Raw genomic sequence first — 16,019 nt, forward strand, 5'->3', positions numbered from 1 at the left:
TGAAGGGGGCTATGGGGATGAAAGCTTACATAAGGGCAGTTTTTATGGTGTTGACGATGTTACCTTGGGGGACAAGCCTTATGGCGGCCGCTCCTGCGTCTGGCGGGGGAAGCACAGGGCAGGGGCCCTTACCGCGTGTTCTTATCTTAGCCACAGGGGGCACGATTGCGGGCAAGGCTGACCCACGCTCGGCCATTGGTTATGATGCCGGGACGGCAACAGGACAGCAACTCATCGCGAACGTGCCGGGGCTGGACAAGCTTGCGCATCTTCAGGTGGAGCAAATTGCTAATATTCCCTCGCAGGATATGAATCATACGGTCTGGTTCCGTCTCGCAGAGCGGATTAATGCCGCCTTTGCTCATCATGAGGCGGATGCGGTGGTTATCACCCACGGCACGGATACGATGGAGGAGACGGCCTTCTTCCTCGATACTGTGTTGCATCATGAGCAAGCTGTGGTGATGACAGGTTCTATGCGTCCTGGCTCAGCCATTAGTGCGGATGGTCCGGCGAATATTTACGAGGCTGTGCAGGTCGCTACCCATCCCCACGCACGCGGGCGGGGTGTGTTGGTGGTGCTGAATGATACAATCCATGCGGCCCATTGGGTGAGTAAGGCTGATAGCACAGCGTTGCAAACCTTTACCTCCCGTCATGCAGGGCCTGTTGGGATTGTGGACCCGGCAGCGGTGCGTTTTTTTGCCCCACCGCGCTCGCGTTTGGCGATGGCACTCCCCAAAGAGCAGAGCTTGCCAGCTGTTGATGTGATTTACGCTCATGCGGATATGGATGGACGGCAGATTGATGAATCCATTCGTGCAGGGGTAAAAGGGCTTGTGATTGCCGGGATGGGCGATGGCAATGTCTCTGCCTCGGCTATGAAAGCACTGGACCGTGCCGTAGCAGCGGGGCTTGTGGTTGTGCGCTCTAGCCATGTGGGGGATGGGTTTGTTAACCGGAATGTAGAGGTTGATGATAATGCGCATCATTTTGTGGCATCATATGACCTAAACCCCCAAAAGGCTCGGATATTGCTCCAACTTCTCTTAGCGGCAGATGTGCGGGATGTTGGAGATGTGCAACAGGCTTTTGCTTTCGGGTATTGAGAAGCAGCCCTGCATCTTCATCAGTTTATAAGCCGGAGCCTTCCGCGGTAGGGTGGCGAATATTTTAGATGAGGAGGGCAGGGCATGAGCATCAAAGCAAAGGTGTCACAAAGGAGGGCGCGGCATATGTGCTTAACCCGGCGTGGTGTGTTGAGTGGCCTTGTGGGTTTAGCGGCTACCCCCATTGCAGGGCGGGCCATCGGGCCGATTGCCTCTGGGCTGAGTGTGACGAGCATGCCCCCGCGCCCGTGGGGGGCAGAGGCTCCGCCGGTTAATCTGCCTGACCCCGATATATTAGTTTTGGACCCCGCCTTTGGGCAGGTGAATTACGGCAACGCCCCTTTACAGCGTGTATGGCAAGGGGCTGGCTGGTTGGAGGGGCCTGCATGGTGTACGGTTGGGCGGTTCCTCCTACTTAGTGATACGCTTGCAAGCCGGCAATATCGGTATGATCCAGAGGATGGGCCGCAAGGGCATATCAGCGTGTATCGCCGGGAGAGCTATAATGCTAATGGCAATACATTTGATGAAGAAGGCCGGTTAATTACCTGCGAGCATGGGATGCGCCGTGTTATCCGTTGGGAGCATGATGGCAGAGCAAGCGTCTTGGCCGACCGGTATCGCGGTAAGCCGCTTAACTCTCCTAATGATGTTGTCGTAGCCCCTGATGGGGGCATCTGGTTTACCGACCCCGGCTATGGGGATGGTGTGGTAGAAGGCCATGCTGATGCGGAGGGGCCAGCAAACCCTCATCGGCATCTGAATCCTTATTTGGATGCTGAGCTGACAAGCCAATATGGCGGGTTGCAGCGGCAGGAGGACCATACATTCCGCATTGATGGGCAGACAGGCAAGATAGAGGCTGTACTATCCCAAAAGGATGTTGCTGGCCCTAATGGGCTTTGCTTCTCACCTGATGGCACAAAGCTTTATGTGGTTTCATCAGGTGTTGCTTTGGGTGCGCAACCGCCCTTGCCAGACCACAGCATCCATGTGTTCGATATAAAGCAGGGCCGCCCGGTAAATGGACGGATTTTTACGGATTTCACCGTAGCAGGCCATCCGATGCGCCCTGATGGTCTCCGTGCCGATGTGGAGGGTAATCTTTGGTGCGGGGCATGGGGGCCGTTAGGGCTGTGCGGTGTGCTGATTTATAACCCAGAAGGAAAGATGATAGGCCGTATTCGTTTGCCCATTGGCTGCTCCAACCTCACTTTTGGTGGGCCGAAACGGAATATCCTATATATGTGCTGTGGCACGGCCCTCTTTAGCCTCGTGACGGCAACCCAAGGGGCAGGGTATTGCTAATGCTTTTTCCCATGCCCCATGTGTCCCACGCTCCAACGGAGTTACCCACAATTTTGGCGGATGAAATAGTGGATGATGTGGGGATGAGGCTGTGGATAGGTGGGGAGAAGCATATGTGTCATACTCTGTACATGACGTTACTTCTTAGAGAGGATAGGGAGTGACAATAATGCACCCTCAAACAATTCAGGTCTTTTTGCCATTTGGTAATCCGCAAAGTCTTCGTGTGGCCTGGGTGACGACCCGCCTTGTAAATGTCATTGAGATTCCAAGGGCGCAGCTGGATCGTTTTATGAGGATGTCAGAAGCTCAAGCTGTGGGGCTTTATTTTTTGTTTGGTGAAGATGAACAAACAGAACATCCCCAAGTTTATATAGGGCAAACAGAGCGGCTAGGTGAGCGATTAAAAGAGCATAATAGGAGTAAGGATTTTTGGAATAAAGCAGTGGTGGTTGTATCGCGTGCGGAGAGCTTGAATGTAGCACATGGTCGCTTTCTGGAAGCAATGGCGATACAAAAAACAAAAGAGGTGGAACGTTACATATTGAGCAACGGTAATACGGGTATTTTGCCGCAAGTTCATCCTTCTATAAAAGCCGAATGTGTAGAGTTATTTGGAACGATTGATATTTTATTGACAACCCTAGGGTATCCTCTTTTTGAACTAAAATTGAAAAGGAGTGTCGCTAAAGGGCAGGTGAGAGAGGATGAGAAGCTTTCTGAGGTAGAGAAATTATTTTTCTGCCGAGGAGATGGCGTGGAAGGGTGCGGTATTTATACGGAAGAGGGGATGGTCGTTCTTAAAGGCTCTTACGGGCGAGTAGAATCAAAGGGTTTGAGGGCTTATTCCCCGAGCTGTGTCGCACAACGAGAGAGGGCTATTAAGGAAGGGATATTGAAGTGGGAGGGGCAGAAATTACGGTTAATGCAAGATAGAGTTTTTACAAATCCATCCCCTGCCGCTAGTTTTTTATTGGGGCGTGCAGCAAATGGATGGATAGAATGGAAGGACGAGACAGGGCACACATTGTCGGAATGTGTCAGGGAGTAAAGTGAAGGTGCATTATTCGTCTTGCGCCTTTAAGTAATAAGCGCGTTCTGTTTGACCATCGGCTTTAAACTCATAGACGAGCGGGGTGCCGGTGGGGAGTTCTAGCGTGCAGGTTTCTGCCGGGCTGAGGCTGTTTAGTTGACTGATGAGCGCGCGCATAACCGTCCCATGGGTGATGACAAGTAGGGATTGCCCCGCCTGTAAGCTGGGGCGGAGTGTGTTTTGCCAATAAGGAAGGACGCGCTTTATGGTCGTAGCGAGGCTCTCTCCTTTGGGGAGGTCAGCGCGGGGGAGGCTGCCATAGCGCGGGTCATGGCCGGGATAATGGGGGCTGTTTTCCCCAACTTCCGGTGGGGTAATGGCAAAGCCGCGCCGCCATTGCTGGACCTGCTCAGCCCCATAGCGGGCAATAATATCGTTTTTCTCCAGCCCTTGTAGGGCACCGTAATGACGTTCATTTAGCCGCCAGCTTTTATGTTCGGGGAGCCATGTTTGGTTCAGCTCATCCAAGCAATGCCATAAAGTATGGATGGTGCGTTTGAGCATAGAGCAATGAGCTGCATGGAACTGGAAGCCATGCGCGCGCATCAGGCGGCCTGCTCTTCTGGCTTCTTCATGACCTGCGGGGGAGAGGTCTAAATCATACCATCCGGTGAAGAGATTAGCATGATTACCAAGGCTTTGCCCGTGGCGCATGAGCACGAGTCTTGCATGGGTCATGGGGCCTTCCTCTTAATGGTTGGGGCTGTAACGCTACAAGAGGATTATAGGGGACGCCAAGAGAGAATGCCCCGCCTATCATGCATGGCTTCTCATACTTGCCAGATGGTTAAGGATGCGCCATGCAGAATATGTGATGATATAGAAGGACGCCATTCATGATTGAGAAGAAAGACGACTCATTACTACAGCGGGAAGGTAATTCCGGCCTGATTATGGGGATATTGATTGTTATCGCAGGTCTTGTGATGGCAGTGACCCCGGTACTGACCTTCATCTCTCTTACCGCTTTGGTAGCTGCTTTATTGTTCGTGGCAGGGATTTGTACATTGGTTGATGTCTTCCGCCGTAATGCCATGGAGCGCAAAATGCTTGATGGGCTTTTGGGGATATGTTTTATCGTCCTAGCGGGTCTGATTTTCTTTAATCCGATTGGTGCCGCGATTGGTTTAACGGTGTGGATCGCCGCTTGGTTCATCGTCCGTGGTGTGATGGAGCTTGCAGGTATGGGGGCCTCTCCCTATGGCCGTGGTTTTATGGCGATTGATGCGTTAGTGAATATCGTTCTCGGTGTGATGCTGCTGTGCTTAAACCCCATCACCGCACAGGCTGCTTTAGGCTTTTATGTAGCGATTAGTTTGATTTTCTGGGGTTTTTCTTTGATTTACCGGAGCGCGTTACTGAAGCATTTGCTCTAAATGCGTTGATGATGGCATACCATAAGTATAAAGATACCCGGCCTCGCATAGTGGCTGGGTATCTTTATATAGGGGTATGAGACGGATGAGTGAAAACGGGGGAATGTTCTCTCTCTATAAAGAATGGCATGTGGGCTGTGGTCATTCTTCTTGTTGGCTATATTGGGGGGCATGCTGCTTATGTTGAGGATGCGGCCTCTCCGGCCCCAATACCTGTTCGTGCCGGTTTGCTTACAAAGTCAGCGCGTATTGGGACGTGGGGGTATGGTTGTGCGTACCCTGATAAAACGGGCAAAGCTCATATAATTAGTTGTGGGGTTGGTGGGCCTTTTCGTTCAGGTGTGTTGGCGGGGGCTATTGGTGGGTCTGCAATCTTTTTGCGCGTAACGTCTGATGTGGCGCAGAAGCCGATCGCCAACAATCTTGGGGGGTTCTTGTAATATTTCCCAGAGCTGTGGCAGTTGACCAAACAGTGCCAGCGCAACTTGTGGTAGATCAGACGCATAAAGTTTTAATTCCATGGGCGTTTTGTAGCTTTTTAGGATGTCAGACTATTGCTAGGGTTCTCCATGAGGATTTTCTCCAGATAATGAAGGCGGGAAAGCAGGCGCGTTTTATAGCGAAGCAGAAAGATGGCACGCTATGGTCTTACGATTTTACCCTGGATGGGGTGAATACGGGCATTACACAGATTAACCAGTGGATTGAGCATGGTGAGTTAACCCCTTAATCGTGCATTAAGGCATTAACTAACAGAGTTTTTAAGGAATATAGGCAGAGGCATTGGGCGTGTAGTGCTGGCTTTGCGGGGTAAATGCGTTAGCGTCCGTTGCAAAATACGCCTATGAGAAGGATAAAGATAAGAATGATGCGTTTTGTAAAAGGCGGCCTATGCGCGCTGGCTGTGTGTCTTGCTGGTAGCTCTTATGCTCATGCAGGAACCTCCCCTGATGCTGTACCAGCAAGTCCCGGCTTTGTGAAAAAAGCGATGACAATGGGTCCATGGGGGTATGGGTGTGTCTATCCGGGTAAGGCTAGTCCAGCAAGTGCTACGATATGTACGGTAGGCCGTGCTTTTGCCATAGGTAAGACCCCCTAGCAAACTAGCAAAAATGGGATGGTGATGTTTTTACGTCAAACAACGGATATGAAGGCTCGACCCATTGTGCAGCAGCCTTGGGGGGTTTCCGTCGTTTTCCCGGCATTTGTGGCGGTGGACCAAAGCGTGCCTGCTCAGTTAGTTATTGAGCAAGGTCCGACTTTGTCTATTAATTGGCGGTCTTGTACAGATTTAGGATGCAGCGTACGGATTCCGGCTATACCGGAGGCTGTTATTCAGGCTTTGAAGACTAAAAAACAGGCGCATTTCACTGCAAAGCAGAAGAACGGCACAGTCTATTCTTATGACTTTTCTTTGGATGTTGTAAATACAGGTCTAACACAGGTTGATAGCTGGATTGAGCATGGTGAATTAATCCCCTAATATGTGGATTATGATGGAGTGGGTTGCGAACTCCCATATTATTTGGGGGCTATGCTCTCGTAAATAGAGATACCCAGCCTTCATTATAAGGCTGGGCGTTTTTGTAAGGGGCTATCATGGTACGTTTTGTTCTGCAAAAGAGGGTAATGCCGTTGGTAAAGAGCGGCCTCTTGGCTTGCCTCTTATGTTGGGGCAGCAACGCTTTTGCGCGCGTGGATTGGGGGAATCCTCATCTGCCTTTTGATACAGGTACTGAGCAGGTGAGAGGCGCGGTAAGGACGAGTTTGGCGCGGAACTGGTGGAGCTGGGGGTTGGGATGCCTCCCCGGGACGCCAGAGTGGCATAATAACGTTAACAAATGTTGGGTTAGTCGTCCTTTTATGGGAGGGACAGTAACAGATAATTTTTTATCAGGTGGCGAGATATTCTTAGCGCGTGAGGAAGCCCCATCGTCGCAGCATCCATGGTTTGTGCTGGTTATCTTCCCAGATATGGTAGAGGCAGACCAGAGCATCCCTCTACAGCTTGTGGTGGACCACGGCCCACCAATGGCAATAGGGTGGGATGTGTGTTACGGTAAGAAATGCAAAGCGGCGTTTCGCCCCGAGGTATCAAACGCGTTTGTACAATCTCTTAAACAAGCAAAACATGCCCATCTGACAGTGACGTTGAAGAATGGCACAAAATGGTTCTACAATCTGGGCTTTATGAACTTTCGGTTCATGCTTGATAATGTGACCAGATTTACTGAGACGCAGCCGGAATGTCAGTCCTGTGAGGCCCCAAAAGCAGCAGGGCCATAAGGGGGGGTATGAGAGCGGTGTGGGAAGGAATGAAAATGCGGCATGATGGTTATATGTTTGGGGGTGTGCTTGCTGCATTGCTCGTATTTTTTATGCCGGTACCAGCATGGGCGGATGAGGCGGCTCTTGTTGCGTCTGTCACGCAAAAAGGTGGGGGCATGCCGGAGATTATGGCCGCAGAGCATCCGGGCGTTGCTGCGCGGTCCGCTTTTGCAGGGCCGTGGCGTTATGGCTGTGCGTATCCTGCCAAAGGCAGCCCACAAGTGACGCAATTTTGCATTATTCAGCTTGAGCATATGAGCGGCACAACGATTGATAGCGGTTTTCTCCTCTTTACACACACCACACCGAATATGAAGACAGCCCCTTTGGCACAACAGCCATGGGAGATAAGCTTTAACTTACCCACGCGCTTGCCATTTGGGATGCAGGCTGCGCCGTCTCTCCGTATTGACCAAGGGACGACTATCCCGCTGACGATACAATCATGCGATGGTACGGGCTGCATGGTGCAGCAGGCTTTGACGGCTGAGCAGCTTCAGGCCCTAGCAACGGGGCAAATGGGGTATTTAAGCGCGCAAACAAAGCAGGGTGAGGCGTGGTCCTACAGCTTTTCCTTAGCGGATATTCAGCTTGGGATGAGGGAGATTGAGAGCTGGACCGCTCAAGGAGCCTTGGCCCCCTAATGTAGGGTAGGGAGGGAGATAGGTCATGCCTATGACGGTGCAACATCTCGCACAGCGTGCGCGGATAGCGGCTCAGAGTGTGGCTCTAAGCCCGACAAAACAGCGTCAAGACGCCCTGTACCATATAGCTGCTGCATTGCGGGCGGATAAGGCGGCTGTGCTGGCAGCGAACCAGCATGATATAGGCGGGCCTGCTCTTAGTCCTTCTTTACAAGCGCGATTAACATTAACAGATGAGCGTTTGGAAGGGATGGCCCGTAAGGCCGAGGCTCTTGCGGAGATGGAGGACCCTGTTGGGCAGGTTCTTGGGGAATGGGAACGGCCCAATGGCTTAAAAATCCGCCGTGTTGCCATAGCGTTGGGGGTGTTAGGCTTAATCTTCGAGCATCGCTTGGTGATAGGCTGGGATGCGGCATTACAAAGCCTTTGGTCAGGTAATGCGATACTGCTTTGCGGTGGGGCGGAGAGTGCCCATAGTATGCAGGCCCTTCATGAAGTGATTCAGCGTGGCTTGCGACAGGCGGGCTTGCCAGAAGATGCCGTTCTTCTCATTCCACATGGGGATGCGGCACAGCGTGCGGCCTTATTGCAGGCTGTTGGGTTGGTTGATTTCATCATTCCCCGTGGCGATCGCGCTTTGACAGAGCGTATCAAGCGGGAATCACGCGTGCCGGTTTTGGCGCATGCGGCAGGGTTGTGCCATAGCTACATTCATGCGGCGGCAGAGCCTATGATGGCAAGGCGTGTGCTGCGTAATGCCAAGCTGCGTAGCCCCGGCATATGTGGGGCGACAGAAACGCTCTTAATAGATGCTGCCATTGCACCGCAGCTTCTCCCGTTGATTGTAGCAGACCTCGGCGCAGAGGGCTGTAGCTTTCGCGCGAATGAGGCCGCCTGTGCCCTTCTGCCAACCTTGCCTGCGGCAACAGAGGAAGACTTTGCGACAGAATGGTTGGATAAAGTGCTTAATATCGCTGTTGTGGCCAATATTGACGAGGCCCTAGCGCATATTGCACGTTTTTCCTCCCACCATACTGAAGCAATTTTGACAGAGGATGAAGCCGTAGCGCGTTATTTTATGGCGCGTATTCCGAGTGCTATTGTGATGTGGAATAGCTCGACCCAGTTTAGCGATGGTGGGGAGTTCGGCCTTGGGGGAGAGGTGGCGATTGTGGCAGAGCGTGCCATACCACGCGGGCCGATTGGGCCTTTTCAACTAACGAGTTACCGTTATGAGGTGCATGGGGCGGGGCATATACGGCCATAATGATGAGATAAGGGATGCTTGACCTCCTCTTGAGGAAAGAAGAGGGTAGGGGATGTTTTAGAAACGTTCGTTGAGGAAGGAGCCTCTATGTCACGCATTGTAAAAGATGCCCGCCAAACCGAGCATCAACGGGCTGTTGATAGGCGGAGTTTTGTCTCTGGGGTTGCCGCTTTGGGGTCACTTTCCTTATTCTCATCCGCTCAAGCTGCGGCGGGGCCGTCTGTCATGCAGACGCACGAGGCAGGGGGGTTATTGGACCCTGTGACGCGTTATCCCGCTCCCCCTTTTGCGCAACAACCACAGAATTGGCCCGGCCTGCAAAGTGCGATGACCCCTCGCCCAGATTGTGGGGAGGCGCATTATCAAGGCTCCGGTCGGCTTGCGGGACGTAAGGCGTTGATCACTGGTGGGGATTCCGGCATTGGGCGGGCCGTGGCGATTGCTTATGCGCGCGAGGGGGCCGATGTTGCTATCAGCTACTTGCCGCAAGAGGAAAGTGATGCGCGTGAGGTTGAGGCTCTTATCCGTCAAGCTGGGCGAAAAGCCGTGTTATTGCCGGGTGATATTCGTAAGGAAGCAACCTGCCAGACCATCATACATAAAGCGGTCGATGCGCTGGGTGGGTTGGATATTCTGGTTAATAATGCAGGGCGGCAGCATTATTGTGAGGATATTCTTGAGCTTACGACTGAGGAGTTTGACTGGACAGTCAAGACGAATCTTTACGCACTCTTTTGGCTTGTAAAAGCGGCCATCCCGCATATGCCAAAGGGTAGTGCGATTATTAATACGACCTCCCGCAATGCGTATCAGCCTAACCCGATTTTGGTTGATTATGCGATGACGAAGGCCGGTATAGCCAATATGACCCATAGCTTAGCCCGGCAGCTTCTCCCACGTGGCATCCGGGTGAATGCTGTGGCACCGGGACCATTTTGGACGCCTCTCCAAGTATGCGGGGCACAGCCGCAATCAGTTGTGCAACATTTTGGGGAGGAGACGCCTTATCATCGCCCTGGTCAGCCGGTGGAGATTGCCCCGGTTTATGTCACGCTGGCGTCTCAAGAGAGCAGCTATGTGACGGGACAAGTTTGGGGTATTACTGGCGGTGATGGCATACCGGGGTAAGGTTTGATGCCGCTTATGCAATGTGGTGGCAGCCTGTATGGTTGCCCCCCTTGCAGGGGAGCTTTGGGGTGAGAGGAGGATAGAGCGAGATATTTTTTCGCTTCTGTAACATTCTCTGGATTGTCGAGCGAACATGCTGTAATAGAGCCGCCAAGGAGACCGAGAGAAGGATAGTCATGGCGGTAAAAACGCGGGAACTGCTTTATGCAGCGTTTATGGCGGTCACGATCATCCCTTTTCCCAAAGCTTATGCTGATCTCACGCTGTTTTCTCGTAAAGATATCACCATCAATGCTGCATTAGATATTGGTGGCGATGCGTTTTATTTCCCTAATGCTAATTTTGCGACAGGTTCTTACGCGCCTCATAAAGGGGGGTACTATACACGCACAAAGAATGTCAGCCTTGGGGAGCTTTATGGCCAGCCTATGCTTTCTGGCACATGGAAGACACCGTGGGGATTTTCAGTTTTTGGGCTAGTTTCAGCCATTGGCTCTACCACCCTTGGCGATGGTGATGCAGAGAGTGTGAGCCAAACCTCTGGCACACCACGGCAGGTGAATCTTGAGGATGCAAATCTTGGTGTCAAAATCCCTCTCACGAAAACAAAGCGGCTGATTATTGAGGGCGGGCGGCAGAAGTTCCAAATTGATGATGGGTTCTTGATGGGGAAGGGGGCCTATAGCTCCGGTGAGAGAGGGGCGTGGTGGTATGCGCCACGTTTTGCTTTTTCTGGCCCGGGGGTCATTAAATATGAGGGGAAATCTTTACGCTCTGATGTATTTATGTTGGAGAATAATAGTAATAACCGCCAGACTTATGGAAATGATAAGCCAGAAACAAAGTTTGTTGGGTTTGATGTTACGTTATTCCGCAGTAAGCCGGGGGGCGATGGGGCCTCTACTTATGGTGATAGAGCCGCCTATATTACGCTGACCTATTTTTATGTGCGTCATGCGGATAAAGGTGTGGCCTATGATTACTCCAATAGGGCAGATAGGCAGGGGATGAATGTCGTAGCTCTTAGCTGGGGCGGGACACCCTTTGCGATGAAGGCTCATCCTTTTACAAAGAATATCACATTTTACGGCAATTTTGTCTCGGAGCAGAATAGCCATGCAGGCAATGGCTATAAGGGTGTAAGTGCTTATGCTGTATATGTAGAGCCCGGCTATACATTTGCAAATGCACCTTGGCGGCCTCATATATTCTACCGTTATACACGCTTTAGTGGCGGAAGGGATTTACATAGCCGGACAAAGCATAATTACGATACTTTCTTTTTATATGATGGCGCGCGCTATACTTATGGCGGCTATTGGCCGGGTGAGATTGTAGGTAATAATCTCTCGCCTTTATCTAATATGGAGATTCAGCAATTTGATATTACAGGTGTGCCGCCTGTTCATTTATGGAAGAAGGATGACGAGCTAAAGCTTGGCCTGCATTTTTATGACCTCGCTTATCTTTATCCTACCGGGGCAGGGCTGCCAGCGGGGACAAAACGGCGTATGTCTGATGAGGTGAATATCTCTGCCGAATATGCGTTGGACGCTAATACATCAGGTGCGATTGCTGCGGGGGCGGCTTTTTCTGGTCCAGCAGGGCGAGCTTTAGTGCGTGCTGGTGTGCCTGCTGGGCAGACGATGCCGGGGGTACATGGGGCGTCTGGCGTGGTGGAGTTATATTTTTATAAACATTTTTGAGATTTTTTGAGAGGTAATTTTCATACGGGAAAGGCCGTACCCATAGTGCTTTCAAAGAGAGGAAGAGGCACGGGGAACAGGGCATTAACGGCTGATAAACAAAAACCTACATTCTACAATAATAAAAGAATAACTTTATATATAGATGAGTAATTATAGGTTTAATTAATAACTAATTATGTCATGATATAGACAGAGTTAGATTATCCTGTAATAAAAGAGCGACAAAGTACCCCAAAAAGGTTTGAATATGGCATCAAAATTGCGGAGATTGCTTATCTCTCTGGCCGCATTAGGCAATGTCTATGCAGTTTCTGACGCTTATGCAGATCAGACACTTATTGAGAGTAAGAATGTTACGATTAAAGCCGGGTTGGATATTGGCGGGGATGCGTTTTTTCTACCCAATACGAATTACGGTGCGGGTTCTTATAGGCAACGCCGCTCAGGCGGTTATGCGTTGATTCAAGATACGACCTATGCGGAGCTCTATGGCAAGCCAATTCTCTCAGGGCAATGGAAGACCCCGTGGGGCTTTACGGTCTTTGGTCAAGCATCGGCGATTGGCTCGACAACCTTAGGCGATGGGGATGCAGAAAGCCTCTCCCAAACCACGCGTACGCCGCGGGCGATTACGTTGGAGGAAGCTAATTTGGGGGTCGATATACCGTTTAATAAAGACCAAAAGCTGATCATCGAAGGAGGGCGGCAAAAGTTCCAGATTGATGATGGTTTTCTTGTGGGGAAGGGGGCTTATAGCTCTGGGGACCGCGGGGCGTGGTGGTATGCGCCGCGTTTTGCTTTTGCAGGACCTGGGGTGATTAAATATCAAGGTAAGCATATCCGTGCCGATGCGTTTATGCTGGAGAATAACACTAATAACAATCAGACTCGCAATAATGACCGCCCGGAGACGAAGTTTGAGGGGTTTGATGTTACCCTTTTTCGCAGCAAAGAGGGTGGTAACGGTGGTGCAGTTTATGAGGATAGGGCGGCCTATATTACGTTAGCGTATTTTCATGTGCGTAAGGCGAATATTGGGGCCGCTTATGACTACGCAAACCGTGCGGACCGGCAGGGGATGAATGTTACGCAGCTCAGTTGGGGTGGGACGTTCATTCCTGTAAAAACATGGGGCATTGACAAGCATTTCTCCTTATATGGGACATTTGTTTCTGAACAAAATAGCCATGCAGGTAATGGTTATAAGGGTGTTAGCGCCTATGCAACCTATATAGAGCCGGGATATACGTTTACATCTCTGCCATGGAAGCCCCATATATTCTACCGTTACACGCGCTTTAGTGGAGGGAAGAACCCTCATAGCCGGACAAAACATAATTATGATACATATTTTCTCTATGATGGTCGCCGCTATACTTATGGCGGATATTGGCCGGGAGAGATTACAGGCATGTATCTTGCTCCGCTCTCGAATATGGAAATTCATCAGGTGGACTTGACAGGCGTGCCCCCAATCCATTTATTACGCAAAGGCGATGAATTAAAGTTGGGTCTGCATTTCTATGACCTTTCTTTTCTCTATCCCAGTGGCTCTGGCCTGCCGAGTACGGTAGGGCGGCATATGTCGGATGAGGTTGATTTTTCTGCTGAATATTCGTTTGATGCCAATACATCTGGAGCCATTACAGGAGGGGCCGCATTTGCAGGTCCTGGGGGTAAGGCTCTTGCAAAAGCAGGGATCCCTAGTGGGATGAATGTTCCGCCCATGCATGGGACATCAGGCGTTCTGGAACTTTATTTTTACCGGCATTTTTAGGGCAATACGGGCTTTTCTTCTGTTCTGCCTTCCATTTTGTCGGGAGATGTCACAAAATGGGTTACCGTAGCGGAGTGTTCATCTTTTTTACTGGGTGCCCCGTACAGCCAACTATCATAAGGACCTTTTCATGAAGGAACCAACTAGCGATCAAACCGTGTCCGAGGATAAAGGACTTTCGAGTCGTCATATCGCGATGATTGCCCTGGGCGGTGTGATTGGCGCGGGACTTTTTGTCGGGAGTAGTGCGGCTATAGCAAAGGCGGGACCGGGCATTGCGCTCGTTTTCGTTGCTGTGGGCTTCTTAATCATGGCGATCATGCGCATGCTGGGCGAGATTGTCGTGAGTGACCCGGGCCGTGGCTCCTTTGTGGAATATATTCGTCTTGCCCATGGGGATCGGATCGGCTTTGCCTCTGGCTGGCTTTACTGGTTTTTCTGGGTGGTGGTGATTGGCTCGGAGGCTATCGCTGGGGCCATGATGCTGCGGGATTGGATCCATCTGCCTGTCTGGGTGTTGTCTGTCCTGCTCATCATCAGCATGAAGCTGGTGAACTTCTTTGCGCCAAAGATTTTTGGTGAATGTGAGTTCTGGCTTTCCAGCATCAAAGTGTTCACCATTGTGGCCTTTATCTTGTTGGCATTGCTTTATGTCCTGCATGTTTTTGGTCATGGTGTGTCCGTGCATGAGAATCTCTTTGGTCGCCGTGGTTTGTTCCCTAATGGTATTGTGCCGCTGCTTGCCCTTGTGCCAACGGTGTTGTTCACCATGATGGGGTCTGAGATTTCCACCGTTGCGGCGGCTGAAACATCCGACCCGGGGGAGAACGTCTCCCGCGTGACACGGACACTCGGCTTGCGGATTATGATGTTCTATGTCTCCTCCATCTGCTTGATTACAATGATCGTGCCGTGGTGGAGCCTTTATCCGGGTAAATCCCCCTTCGTGGCTGTGTTGAAGGTTATGGGTGTGCCGGGTGCTGCGCTCATTATGCAGATTGCTATCTTGAGTGCCGTTCTGTCCTGCTTGAACTCCAGCATGTACATCACCTCTCGTATCCTGACAGAGTTGGCGATTCAGGGTGACGCCCCGGCCTTCCTTGTGCGCTCTGCACCAGATAAAGCCCCGCGTATGGCGATTACGATCAGCTCTATTGCTGGGTTGTTGGTGGCGTTCTCCTCCATCTTCGCACCGAGTGAGATTTTCGGCTTCTTGCTGAACTGTAGTGGTGGGTTAATCCTCTTAACCTACGCGCTTATTGCCACATCTTATATTGTTCTGCGTGGGCGTAGTAAGCGTGCAGGGACGAGTGAGCATTTTACCATGATGCTCTATCCGTATCTGAGTATTGCCTCGTTGATTGCTATCATCTTGGTGTTTGTCGCCATGTTGATTAATCCCGGCGAGCGGGAAACGGCTTTTGCCTCCCTTGGTACAGCTGTGGTGTGCTATCTCATGGCATGTAACTTTGCGAGCCGTTTGGCCCCTGTCGCTATCTCCGAGCCTGTGGTGACGGAGGAAGAGACAAAGGACGAAGAGTCTAAAGACGGTAACGCCTAAGTTAGGCATAAGGAATAGGGATGGAGGGGGCTTCCTTCCATCCCTATGGGCGGGCTAACCTATAGAGACGAGGATAGCCCCCAGCCCTATAAAAAGAATCCCCATCCAGCTTTTAAGTGATAGCTGCTCACCTAAGAATGTGACGCTTAGTAAGGCGACAAACACAACGCTGAGTTTATCGACTGGTGCAACACGGGCCGCATCCCCCAGCTTGAGGGCGCGGAAATAACAAAGCCATGAGGCCCCCGTCGCCAAACCAGAGAGCAGCAGGAAAAAGCACGCCCGTGGCGTAAAGCCTGCGGTATTATGAAACTTTCCTGTCGCCAGCAATAAAGCGGCCAGAATAGCAAGAATGACGATCGTACGGATGAATGTTGCAAGGTCGGAATCTATCTCATTAACACCGACCTTAGCGCACAGAGCCGTTAATGCCGCAAAGCCTGCGGAAAGTAAGGCCCAAAAGAGCCATGAGGTAGAGGGCATTATACCTCCTCATATTATGCTGATCTTTTTCTAAAATATGGAAGATGGTCTGAAAAGGGGGCTTGGCAGGGTTAACGGTTCGGGTCTCCAACGTTCTATTTAATGGGCTTTTTGGTGGTAATATCTTTTGTAATTTTTTGAATTACAGTTTCTTCTGACTGTTTGTGTCAGTTCTCATATTCAGCAGGGGGGTATGCTCCCAGCGTGAGCAGAGAGGTAGAGCAAAAGGAAAGATC

At 51.1% G+C, this 16,019-nt stretch carries 17 protein-coding genes; 15 read left to right on the forward strand and 2 right to left on the reverse strand.

Annotation, left to right across the window (positions count from 1 at the left end; translation table 11 throughout):
* The first annotated feature begins 44 nt into the window (after positions 1 to 44).
* The 3 genes from GM556_RS02025 to GM556_RS02035 all read left to right on the forward strand — a co-directional run bounded on the left by GM556_RS02025 (position 45) and on the right by GM556_RS02035 (position 3,468).
* The gene (locus GM556_RS02025) at positions 45 to 1,109 is read left to right on the forward strand and encodes an asparaginase (protein WP_230873245.1); all 1,065 of its coding nucleotides are present in this window, start codon (positions 45 to 47) and stop codon (positions 1,107 to 1,109) included.
* Positions 1,110 to 1,193: 84 nt separating this feature from the next.
* Positions 1,194 to 2,417, forward strand: a complete 1,224-nt coding sequence (locus GM556_RS02030) for an SMP-30/gluconolactonase/LRE family protein (protein WP_196424573.1) — start codon at positions 1,194 to 1,196, stop codon at positions 2,415 to 2,417.
* Between the two features lie 169 nt (positions 2,418 to 2,586).
* Positions 2,587 to 3,468 (forward strand): GIY-YIG nuclease family protein, encoded by an 882-nt coding sequence (locus tag GM556_RS02035; protein WP_155579122.1) that lies wholly within the window; start codon positions 2,587 to 2,589, stop codon positions 3,466 to 3,468.
* Between the two features lie 12 nt (positions 3,469 to 3,480).
* Here the strand turns inward: GM556_RS02035 and gpmA are convergent, their stop codons facing one another.
* A complete protein-coding gene (gene gpmA / locus GM556_RS02040; protein ID WP_155579123.1) occupies positions 3,481 to 4,188 on the reverse strand; it encodes a 2,3-diphosphoglycerate-dependent phosphoglycerate mutase in 708 nt (235 codons plus the stop codon).
* Between the two features lie 158 nt (positions 4,189 to 4,346).
* On the opposite strand from gpmA, the gene GM556_RS02045 reads away from it, so the two are divergent.
* From GM556_RS02045 to GM556_RS02100, 12 genes are all read left to right on the forward strand, one after another.
* Entirely contained in the window at positions 4,347 to 4,886 is a 540-nt protein-coding gene (locus tag GM556_RS02045) for an HdeD family acid-resistance protein (RefSeq protein ID WP_155572869.1), read from the forward strand.
* Between the two features lie 137 nt (positions 4,887 to 5,023).
* Positions 5,024 to 5,326: a hypothetical protein gene (locus GM556_RS02050; RefSeq protein WP_155579124.1), complete on the forward strand. Its 303-nt coding sequence runs from the start codon at positions 5,024 to 5,026 to the stop codon at positions 5,324 to 5,326.
* Positions 5,327 to 5,358: 32 nt separating this feature from the next.
* Positions 5,359 to 5,616: an invasion associated locus B family protein gene (locus GM556_RS08590; protein ID WP_370513579.1), complete on the forward strand. Its 258-nt coding sequence runs from the start codon at positions 5,359 to 5,361 to the stop codon at positions 5,614 to 5,616.
* 135 nt (positions 5,617 to 5,751) lie between these two features.
* Entirely contained in the window at positions 5,752 to 5,985 is a 234-nt protein-coding gene (locus tag GM556_RS02060; protein ID WP_155579126.1) for a hypothetical protein, read from the forward strand.
* Between the two features lie 24 nt (positions 5,986 to 6,009).
* Positions 6,010 to 6,369, forward strand: a complete 360-nt coding sequence (locus GM556_RS02065) for an invasion associated locus B family protein (RefSeq protein WP_196424755.1) — start codon at positions 6,010 to 6,012, stop codon at positions 6,367 to 6,369.
* A gap of 116 nt (positions 6,370 to 6,485) precedes the next feature.
* On the forward strand, positions 6,486 to 7,172 hold the full coding sequence (locus tag GM556_RS02070; protein ID WP_155579128.1) for a hypothetical protein: 687 nt from the start codon (positions 6,486 to 6,488) through the stop codon (positions 7,170 to 7,172).
* Positions 7,173 to 7,207: 35 nt separating this feature from the next.
* A complete protein-coding gene (locus GM556_RS02075; protein ID WP_196424756.1) occupies positions 7,208 to 7,858 on the forward strand; it encodes an invasion associated locus B family protein in 651 nt (216 codons plus the stop codon).
* Positions 7,859 to 7,883: 25 nt separating this feature from the next.
* On the forward strand, positions 7,884 to 9,125 hold the full coding sequence (locus tag GM556_RS02080; RefSeq protein ID WP_155579130.1) for a glutamate-5-semialdehyde dehydrogenase: 1,242 nt from the start codon (positions 7,884 to 7,886) through the stop codon (positions 9,123 to 9,125).
* Between the two features lie 87 nt (positions 9,126 to 9,212).
* Positions 9,213 to 10,253 (forward strand): SDR family oxidoreductase, encoded by a 1,041-nt coding sequence (locus GM556_RS02085; protein ID WP_155579131.1) that lies wholly within the window; start codon positions 9,213 to 9,215, stop codon positions 10,251 to 10,253.
* A gap of 176 nt (positions 10,254 to 10,429) precedes the next feature.
* Positions 10,430 to 11,959: an alginate export family protein gene (locus tag GM556_RS02090; RefSeq protein ID WP_230873246.1), complete on the forward strand. Its 1,530-nt coding sequence runs from the start codon at positions 10,430 to 10,432 to the stop codon at positions 11,957 to 11,959.
* Positions 11,960 to 12,209: 250 nt separating this feature from the next.
* Positions 12,210 to 13,739: a hypothetical protein gene (locus tag GM556_RS02095; protein WP_230873247.1), complete on the forward strand. Its 1,530-nt coding sequence runs from the start codon at positions 12,210 to 12,212 to the stop codon at positions 13,737 to 13,739.
* A 130-nt stretch (positions 13,740 to 13,869) separates the two neighbouring features.
* Positions 13,870 to 15,300, forward strand: a complete 1,431-nt coding sequence (locus GM556_RS02100) for an amino acid permease (protein WP_155572877.1) — start codon at positions 13,870 to 13,872, stop codon at positions 15,298 to 15,300.
* A gap of 54 nt (positions 15,301 to 15,354) precedes the next feature.
* Here GM556_RS02100 and GM556_RS02105 read toward each other — a convergent pair whose 3' ends face one another.
* Entirely contained in the window at positions 15,355 to 15,783 is a 429-nt protein-coding gene (locus GM556_RS02105) for an EamA family transporter (RefSeq protein ID WP_155579132.1), read from the reverse strand.
* Between the last annotated feature and the right edge of the window lie 236 nt (positions 15,784 to 16,019).

Origin of the sequence: Bombella sp. ESL0378 (assembly GCF_009725845.1) — a bacterium.
Classification (GTDB): Bacteria; Pseudomonadota; Alphaproteobacteria; order Acetobacterales; family Acetobacteraceae; genus Bombella; species Bombella pollinis.

Bases quoted from the DNA above. Each gene is read 5' to 3' on its own strand.
- GM556_RS02030 (WP_196424573.1), top strand. From the start codon at position 1,194: ATGAGCATCAAAGCAAAGGTGTCACAAAGGAGGGCGCGGCATATGTGC.
- GM556_RS02105 (WP_155579132.1), bottom strand. From the start codon at position 15,783: ATGCCCTCTACCTCATGGCTCTTTTGGGCCTTACTTTCCGCAGGCTTT.
- GM556_RS02025 (WP_230873245.1), top strand. From the start codon at position 45: ATGGTGTTGACGATGTTACCTTGGGGGACAAGCCTTATGGCGGCCGCT.
- GM556_RS02075 (WP_196424756.1), top strand. From the start codon at position 7,208: ATGCGGCATGATGGTTATATGTTTGGGGGTGTGCTTGCTGCATTGCTC.
- GM556_RS02100 (WP_155572877.1), top strand. From the start codon at position 13,870: ATGAAGGAACCAACTAGCGATCAAACCGTGTCCGAGGATAAAGGACTT.
- GM556_RS02070 (WP_155579128.1), top strand. From the start codon at position 6,486: ATGGTACGTTTTGTTCTGCAAAAGAGGGTAATGCCGTTGGTAAAGAGC.
- gpmA (WP_155579123.1), bottom strand. From the start codon at position 4,188: ATGACCCATGCAAGACTCGTGCTCATGCGCCACGGGCAAAGCCTTGGT.
- GM556_RS02085 (WP_155579131.1), top strand. From the start codon at position 9,213: ATGTCACGCATTGTAAAAGATGCCCGCCAAACCGAGCATCAACGGGCT.
- GM556_RS02080 (WP_155579130.1), top strand. From the start codon at position 7,884: ATGCCTATGACGGTGCAACATCTCGCACAGCGTGCGCGGATAGCGGCT.
- GM556_RS02035 (WP_155579122.1), top strand. From the start codon at position 2,587: ATGCACCCTCAAACAATTCAGGTCTTTTTGCCATTTGGTAATCCGCAA.
- GM556_RS02065 (WP_196424755.1), top strand. From the start codon at position 6,010: ATGTTTTTACGTCAAACAACGGATATGAAGGCTCGACCCATTGTGCAG.
- GM556_RS02045 (WP_155572869.1), top strand. From the start codon at position 4,347: ATGATTGAGAAGAAAGACGACTCATTACTACAGCGGGAAGGTAATTCC.
- GM556_RS02060 (WP_155579126.1), top strand. From the start codon at position 5,752: ATGATGCGTTTTGTAAAAGGCGGCCTATGCGCGCTGGCTGTGTGTCTT.
- GM556_RS02095 (WP_230873247.1), top strand. From the start codon at position 12,210: ATGGCATCAAAATTGCGGAGATTGCTTATCTCTCTGGCCGCATTAGGC.
- GM556_RS02090 (WP_230873246.1), top strand. From the start codon at position 10,430: ATGGCGGTAAAAACGCGGGAACTGCTTTATGCAGCGTTTATGGCGGTC.